This window comes from Nonomuraea sp. NPDC003201, assembly GCF_053590415.1.
On the sequence record NZ_JBSFTC010000477.1, the window covers coordinates 1 to 6,093 of the forward strand.

At 73.5% G+C, this 6,093-nt stretch carries 7 protein-coding genes; 2 read left to right on the forward strand and 5 right to left on the reverse strand.

The features are described from left to right. A partial coding sequence (locus ACWDX9_RS58330) for a hypothetical protein (protein ID WP_449972018.1) occupies window positions 1-1,501 on the forward strand: 1,501 nt, incomplete at its 5' end. 13 nt (window positions 1,502-1,514) lie between these two features. Here the strand turns inward: ACWDX9_RS58330 and ACWDX9_RS58335 are convergent. Next, a complete protein-coding gene (locus ACWDX9_RS58335) occupies window positions 1,515-1,883 on the reverse strand; it encodes a barstar family protein (protein ID WP_449972021.1) in 369 nt (122 codons plus the stop codon). Window positions 1,884-1,895: 12 nt separating this feature from the next. After that, entirely contained in the window at window positions 1,896-2,309 is a 414-nt protein-coding gene (locus ACWDX9_RS58340; protein ID WP_449972024.1) for a ribonuclease domain-containing protein, read from the reverse strand. Between the two features lie 168 nt (window positions 2,310-2,477). Between ACWDX9_RS58340 and ACWDX9_RS58345 the strand changes: the two genes are divergently transcribed. Continuing rightward, window positions 2,478-2,864, forward strand: coding sequence for a cupin domain-containing protein (locus ACWDX9_RS58345; RefSeq protein ID WP_449972027.1), 387 nt, complete (start codon window positions 2,478-2,480; stop codon window positions 2,862-2,864). Window positions 2,865-2,869: 5 nt separating this feature from the next. Here the strand turns inward: ACWDX9_RS58345 and ACWDX9_RS58350 are convergent, their stop codons facing one another. From ACWDX9_RS58350 to ACWDX9_RS58360, 3 genes are all read right to left on the reverse strand, one after another. Next, window positions 2,870-3,874 carry an ABC transporter permease gene (locus ACWDX9_RS58350; RefSeq protein WP_449972030.1) on the reverse strand — a complete coding sequence of 335 codons (1,005 nt, stop codon included), beginning with the start codon at window positions 3,872-3,874 and terminating at the stop codon, window positions 2,870-2,872. Window positions 3,875-4,026: 152 nt separating this feature from the next. Next, a complete protein-coding gene (locus tag ACWDX9_RS58355) occupies window positions 4,027-4,971 on the reverse strand; it encodes a hypothetical protein (RefSeq protein WP_449972033.1) in 945 nt (314 codons plus the stop codon). Further along, a partial coding sequence (locus ACWDX9_RS58360; protein ID WP_449972035.1) for an SbcC/MukB-like Walker B domain-containing protein occupies window positions 4,968-6,093 on the reverse strand: 1,126 nt, incomplete at its 5' end. The genes ACWDX9_RS58360 and ACWDX9_RS58355, both read right to left, overlap by 4 nt.

Genomic DNA, 6,093 nt, shown 5'->3' on the forward strand with positions numbered 1-6,093 from the left:
CGCGGCGGTGCCGCCGGAGGTGGCCCGGGACGCCGTACGCGCGCTGCCGCCGCTCGGGGCGGGGCTCATCCTGGTGGAGCCGGTCGGGCTCGCGGACGTGCCGCTGGTACGGGAGGCGGCGGCGGGCAGGCGGGTGCCGCTGCTGGTCCGCACGGGGGACCCGGCCGTGACCGCCGCCCTGGCAGCACACGTGGACGCGATCCTGCCGACGGACGATGAGGAGCAGCACCGGCCGGAGCGCGACGTGGAGGAGCCCCAGGCGGAGCGCGGCGCGGGGGTGCCTCGGGCGGAACGCGGCGTGGAGAGATTCCGGGGGGAGTGCGGCGTGGAGGCGGGTGGACTCGAGCACGGCGCGGGGGAGGGCGGGTGGGAGAGCGGGGTCGAGTGTGGTGTAGGGGTAAGTGAAGGGGGCATCGTGTTGCCCGCTTCCCCGGCCGTTGGAGCGGCGGCCCGTATTCTTGCCGATCCCGCCAAGGCCGTGCTCGCCACGCCGGCCCTGCTGATCGAGGCAGGCCCCGGGTGGTTCGGGCGGGTGATGGAGGCGGCGACCCCCACCGCGCCCACCCCCTCGCTGAGGGCCGTCGGTCGTGACCCCCGACGGTGGCCCGGCTGGTGGTGGGGGCTGGTGACCGGGGCCGTCATCGCGGTCGCCGGGCTCGTCGCCGCGCTGGTCGCGCTCGGGCCGGTGCTGCTCTGGTACGACCGCGCCTTCCTCGACATGGACCAGAAGGCGTTACACGCCGTCAACCACCACCTGGTCCACTTCCTGCGGCACGACCGGATCACGCTGGCGGGCACGATGGTGGCCGTCGGCGTCCTCTACCTCGGACTCACCGCCGGGGGCATGCGCCGTGGGTGGCCGTGGGCGCGCGAGGCGTACCTGGTCTCGGGGGCGATCGGGTTCGCCGCCGTGCCCTACCTCTTCACCCACGGGTACGTGGAGCCGCTGCACACGGCGCTGGCCGTCGTCCTCCTCCCCATGTTCCTGGCCGCGGCCCGGCGGCCCCGGGAGCGCCCGCGATGGACCTCCCGCCCGGACGGACCCGAGCGCGAACGCCGCCGGGCGCTCACCGGCCAGCTCCTCATGGTGATCACCGGGGCCGGGCTGTTCGTCGGCGGCGTGGCCGTGTCGGCCGTCGGTCTCGGCGGCGTTTTTGTCCCGAGCGACCTGGAGTACCTGGGAACCGGGCCGGACGCGCTGCGGGCGGCGGCCGGGACGCGGCTGCTGCCGTTCGTCGCGCACGACAGGGCCGGGTTCGGCGGGGCGCTGCTGGCCGCCGCGGCGGCGATCACCCTGCTGAGCGCCTGGGGATGGCGGCGCGGTGAGTCGTGGGTGTGGTGGACGCTGGCGCTCGCGGCCGTCGCCGGGTTCGTGCCCGCCGTCCTCACCCACCTGGCCATCGGGTACGTCGACCTCTGGCACCTCGCGCCGGTCCTGTTCGGGATGGCGCTCACGGCGACCGCCCTGGCGCTCTCCCGCCCGTACCTGTGCTCCGCATAGTGCTCGCCCTGGCTCAGCTCAGTGCGGCGGCGGCCCGCTCCCGGAGCTGGGCCTCATGGGCCGGCTCGGTGTTCAGGGTGACGGTCAGCCCGGCTTCGGCGGCGTCGGAGAGGACCGCCAGCAGCGTGGCGAACTGCTCGGGAGGCTCGTCGCCGAGCAACTCCTCGGCGTGCGCCACGAACAGGGCGACCGCGCCGGTGTCGCGCAGCGAGTCGGTGAGCGCGTCCCAGTTGCGGCCGAAGTAGGCGGGCAGGCGCAGCACCCGCGCCACCTCCTCGAAGAAGGCGGCGCGGGTCCGGCAGGCCCGCCCGTCGACCACCGCCGGCACCGGGCCGGTGGACACCGTGAGCCAGGACGGCAGCGGACGTTCGGCGGAGGTCATGGGCGTGCGTCCCTACAGGCGGTAGAAGTCGGTGTAGTGGTTGGGCGAGAACCACACCACGCCGGTGCTGCGGTTCACGACGATCCGGTACGCGTCACGCGCGGCCCCGCGCGCCCGGGAGTACACGTCGTACTCATAGTAGGTGGCGCCGCTGGGCAGCTGGCCCTCGCGGTTGTAGAAGCGCCCGCCGGTGTAGTTGTAGCGGCCGTCCGGCCAGGAGTACCAGCCGCTGGAGGTGGGGTAGCCCTTGGAAGCCCAGGTCGAGCCGGCCGAGCGCGCGTCGGAGCACCGCGAGATGGTGCAGGAGTTGTAGACCGAGGCGTTGGCGGGGGTGATGCCGACCAGGCCGATGAGGGACACGAAGGCGGTGAGGACGATGGTGAGCCTCACCGGCCAGGAACGTCCGGAGCGTTGCGGGGTGTGCACGAAGCCTCCTCGTGGGGGGGTGCGACGGACACCGCAATGATCCCCGCAGAAAGGGGCAAATAACGACAAAGATCACTAAAGGAAAGATGAACAGTCGGGAATTGGTCCAATCGGTCGGATCGCAAATGGCTCATCTCATAGGGCCGAATGGCCCATAGCCTCCTGGACATGCAATCCAACACCGTCTTGACCCTCCTTCAGGAGCAGCACCCCACGGTCCCCGAAGGGGCCTGCTCGATGACCGCCCTGATCGAGCTGCCGCCGGGGGACCCGGGCACCCTGCCGCACCGCCACGCCGGCCCGGTCTTCGGCTATATGCTCGAAGGAGAAATGATCTTCGAGCTGGAGGGCGAGCCCGAGCGGGTCATCCGCGCGGGCGAGGCCTTCTGGGAGCCGGGCGGTGACGTCATCCACTACCAGGCGGCCAACAACCTCCCCGACACGTGGAGCCGTTTCGTCGTCGTGATGCTGTGCGCCCCGGGCGAGCCGATGCTCACCCTGGTCGGCGAGGAAGAGCTCGAACGCCGCCGCGACCGCCGCGCCCCACGCGGCTGACCGGCTCATGAGGGGGCGTCGGTGCGGCCCCCGGGATGGCGTTTGCGCCAGACCAGGAAGACGACACAGGACACCAGCGACCACGCCCCCAGCACCAGGAACGGCATCAGGCTCTGGTGGCCGCGGAAGTAGACGGCGGTGTGCTGGGCGTTGACCGAGGCCCCCGGCGGCAGCCAGCGGCCGATGACGCCCAGCGGTGACGGCAGCAGCGGCCACGACACCGCCCCGCCGGAGGAGGGGTTGCCCAGCAGCACCATCAGCCCCCAGGTGGGAAGCATCGCCCAGCGCCCGAGGAAGGTGTGGAACATGGTGAACACCATCCCCGTCGTGAACATGGTCATCGCCAGGATCAACCACGACTCCAGGACCGGCAGCTTCAGCGCGCCCAGCAGCCAGTCCACGATCGCCACGATGGCGAACGCCCCTAGCCCGGCGTAGGCGGCGGTGAAGGCGATCCGCTCGCCGGGATTGAGCTGGGCGGCGTTCGCGCTGAGCTGGGCCGCCCCGGTGAACCCGATGATCACGGCGGCGAGCGTGATGTAGAAGATCGCCAGGCCGCGCGGGTCGGCTCGCTGGAGCGGCTTGATGTCCCTCATCGTGAGGCGTACCCCCACCCGGGCGGCGACGCGCGGAGCCTGCTCGACGAGCAGCTGCGCCACCGACGCGCCCGAGGCGCTCGAGACGTCCATCTCGACGTCGTTCCCGCGCACCACGAATATGGCGAAGGCCCGCTGCTCCTCGATGGCCCTGACGGCGTCGGCGTACGTCCGCTCGACGCGCAGGACGAGCGAGGACTCCAGGGACTGCTCCAGGCCGGCGACGAAGGCCTTCCCCCGTACGGTCTGGGCGCTGACGCCGACGACCGCCACGGGCATGTGGTGCGGGGTCGGGGAGGCCATGGCGTACGTGTACGACCCGGCGAACAGCCCCGCCCCCGCCGAGAGGATCAGCACCAGGACGGACGCGGGAAAGTACGGCGATCGCCTGAAGGCCGCCCACCAGTCACCCATGCGCCCACGCTAGGCAGGCGTCCGCCGGTCAGGGCCGCTGACATTCCCTCCCTGACGGCTAGCGAAGCCTTTCGTGACGGGCCCGTTCCCAGAACGCGCCGGCCCGCGGTGGAGCACGTGGCCGACCGGCCGTCGCCGTGCGGAGCGGGCGGTTATCCGGCCGCCGCCGTGCGCAGTGCGCGGTAGAGCAGGCGGCTGTCGCCCAGGTGGTGGCGCAGGAGCTTCTCCAGGCCGCCGATCGGGACCAGGTTCTGCGGCGCGCGCGGGTCCTTGTAGTCCACGCCGGCCAGCGGCGGCAGGGCGACGGTGACCGCGTCGGCCAGCCGTACGACCTGGGCCGGGTCCAGCTCGGCGCTGGCCTCGCAACGCGCCACGCCCGCCCACGGCGCGGACGACTGGACGGGAAGCCGCAGGTACCAGGCGTGCCGCCGCCAGCTCGTGCCCATCAGGAACACGGGCGTGCGCTGGCCCGGCGCGAGCGCGGCGACCACCGCGGACTGCGGCGGCGGCAGGTAGGCGGTGTGGTGGGTCTTGATGTAGCCGATCGTGCGCGGCAGGTGCGTACGCCCCCGCAGCGGCCCGTCCACCAGCAGCAGGTCGTCGCCGCGGTCGCGGTGCCGCACCGCCAGGTCCACCTCCAGCTGGGTGACCAGCCGCTGCAGCGCCAGGGACAGCTCCTCGAAGCTCGTGTCGGCGGCCTTGCTGGGCTCGTACGTGGCGTGCGCGGTCTTGACCTCGGGCGTGTGCGGCGAGGCGGAGATCAGCGACCGGTTGACCTGGATCGCCGCCAGGTCGGCGCCGTCCGGGCCGCAGCGGACGATGCCGGCCGCGTACGACGCCGCGATCCCCGGGACGGGCATGGGCGCGTCGGGATCGTCGACCCACACGCGGGCGTCGATCCTGCGGACCCCGTCGGCCACCAGCAGCGTCCCGGGAGGGGAGGCGTCGGGCCCGGGCGTGACGGGCTTCCAGTCGGCGGCCGGCCGCTCGATGTCGATGACCAGCTCGGCGCTGGTGGCGCCCATCTCGGAGAGGTTCTCGACGGCGAGGGCGGCGGCGTAGCCGGGATCCCAGGGGTCGACGGTGAATCCCGTCATGGAGCGATGGCCGCCTTCCGCACGTGGGAGCCCTTGCCGTCGCGCCTGACCTCGAAGCGCACCGGCACGCGATCGGCCAGCGCGGGCACGTGCGTGACGACGCCGATCAGGCGGTCCTGTCCGGCGGCCAGGCGTTCGAGGGTGCCGGCCACGGTGTCGAGCGTGGCCGGGTCGAGCGTGCCGAACCCCTCGTCCAGGAAGATCGAGTCCAGGCCCCGGGCGACGGCGCCGGACAGCGCCAGGGCCAGCGCGAGGGCGGCCTGGAAGGTCTCGCCGCCGGACAGGGTGCGGGCGCTGCGCCGCAGGCCGGCCTCGCCGTAGTCGATGACCTCGATGTCGCCGGTCTTGTCGCCGAGGGCCAGCTCGTACTGGCCGTCGGACAGCTCGCGCAGCGTGTCGGAGGCCGAGGCGACCAGCACGGCCAGGGCCTCGGCGCACAGCCAGCGCTCGAAGGCGTTGGCCCGCAGGCGCAGGGCGAGCTCGTGGGCGACCTTGGCCTCGTGCTCCTTCCCGGAGACCTGTAGCTCGAGGTCGGCGGCGCGCTTGCGCTCCTCCTTGAGGCGTTCGAGGGCGCTGTCGGCGCGGGCGACGGTCCCGGCGACGGCGGCGCCGAGCTGGTCGGGCGAGGCGTCGCGCGGGGCGACCACGCCGTGCCGGGCCAGCCGCTCGGTCAGCCGGCGGCGGTCGTCCGTGAGCCGGGCGCCGGCCTGGGCGAGCTGCTCCTCGCGCTCGGCCAGCTCGGCGCGGACGGCCTGCGCGGCCCGGTCCCGCCAGCCGAGCAGCTCGGTCCACGCCTGGTGCAGGTCACGCCGGTCGAGGAGCGGCGGCGGGTCCTCCTGCCGGCCGGAGACGAGCAGCCGGTCGCGGGCCGCCTCCAGCTCCCGCCAGGCGCTCTCGGCCTGCCGCTCGGTGCGCTCGGCGCCGGCCCGCGCCTCGTCCAGCTTCCCGCGGGCGGCGCGCAGCGCCCTGCGCGCCTGGGTGGCCAGCTCGTCGGCCTTGGCGATCGCGGCCAGCCGGCCTTCGAGCTCGGCCCGGTCCCCCGCGTCCTTGGTGAACTCCTGACCGGTCGCCTGCGTGTGCTGGTCGTACAGCTCGGCGATCTGATCGGCGGTGAAGTCGCCC

Excerpts from the sequence above, each read along its gene's own strand:
- ACWDX9_RS58335 (WP_449972021.1), bottom strand. The coding sequence starts at position 1,883 with ATGACCTCCGCCGAACGTCCGCTGCCGTCCTGGCTCACGGTGTCCACC.
- ACWDX9_RS58345 (WP_449972027.1), top strand. The coding sequence starts at position 2,478 with ATGCAATCCAACACCGTCTTGACCCTCCTTCAGGAGCAGCACCCCACG.
- ACWDX9_RS58350 (WP_449972030.1), bottom strand. The coding sequence starts at position 3,874 with ATGGGTGACTGGTGGGCGGCCTTCAGGCGATCGCCGTACTTTCCCGCG.
- ACWDX9_RS58355 (WP_449972033.1), bottom strand. The coding sequence starts at position 4,971 with ATGACGGGATTCACCGTCGACCCCTGGGATCCCGGCTACGCCGCCGCC.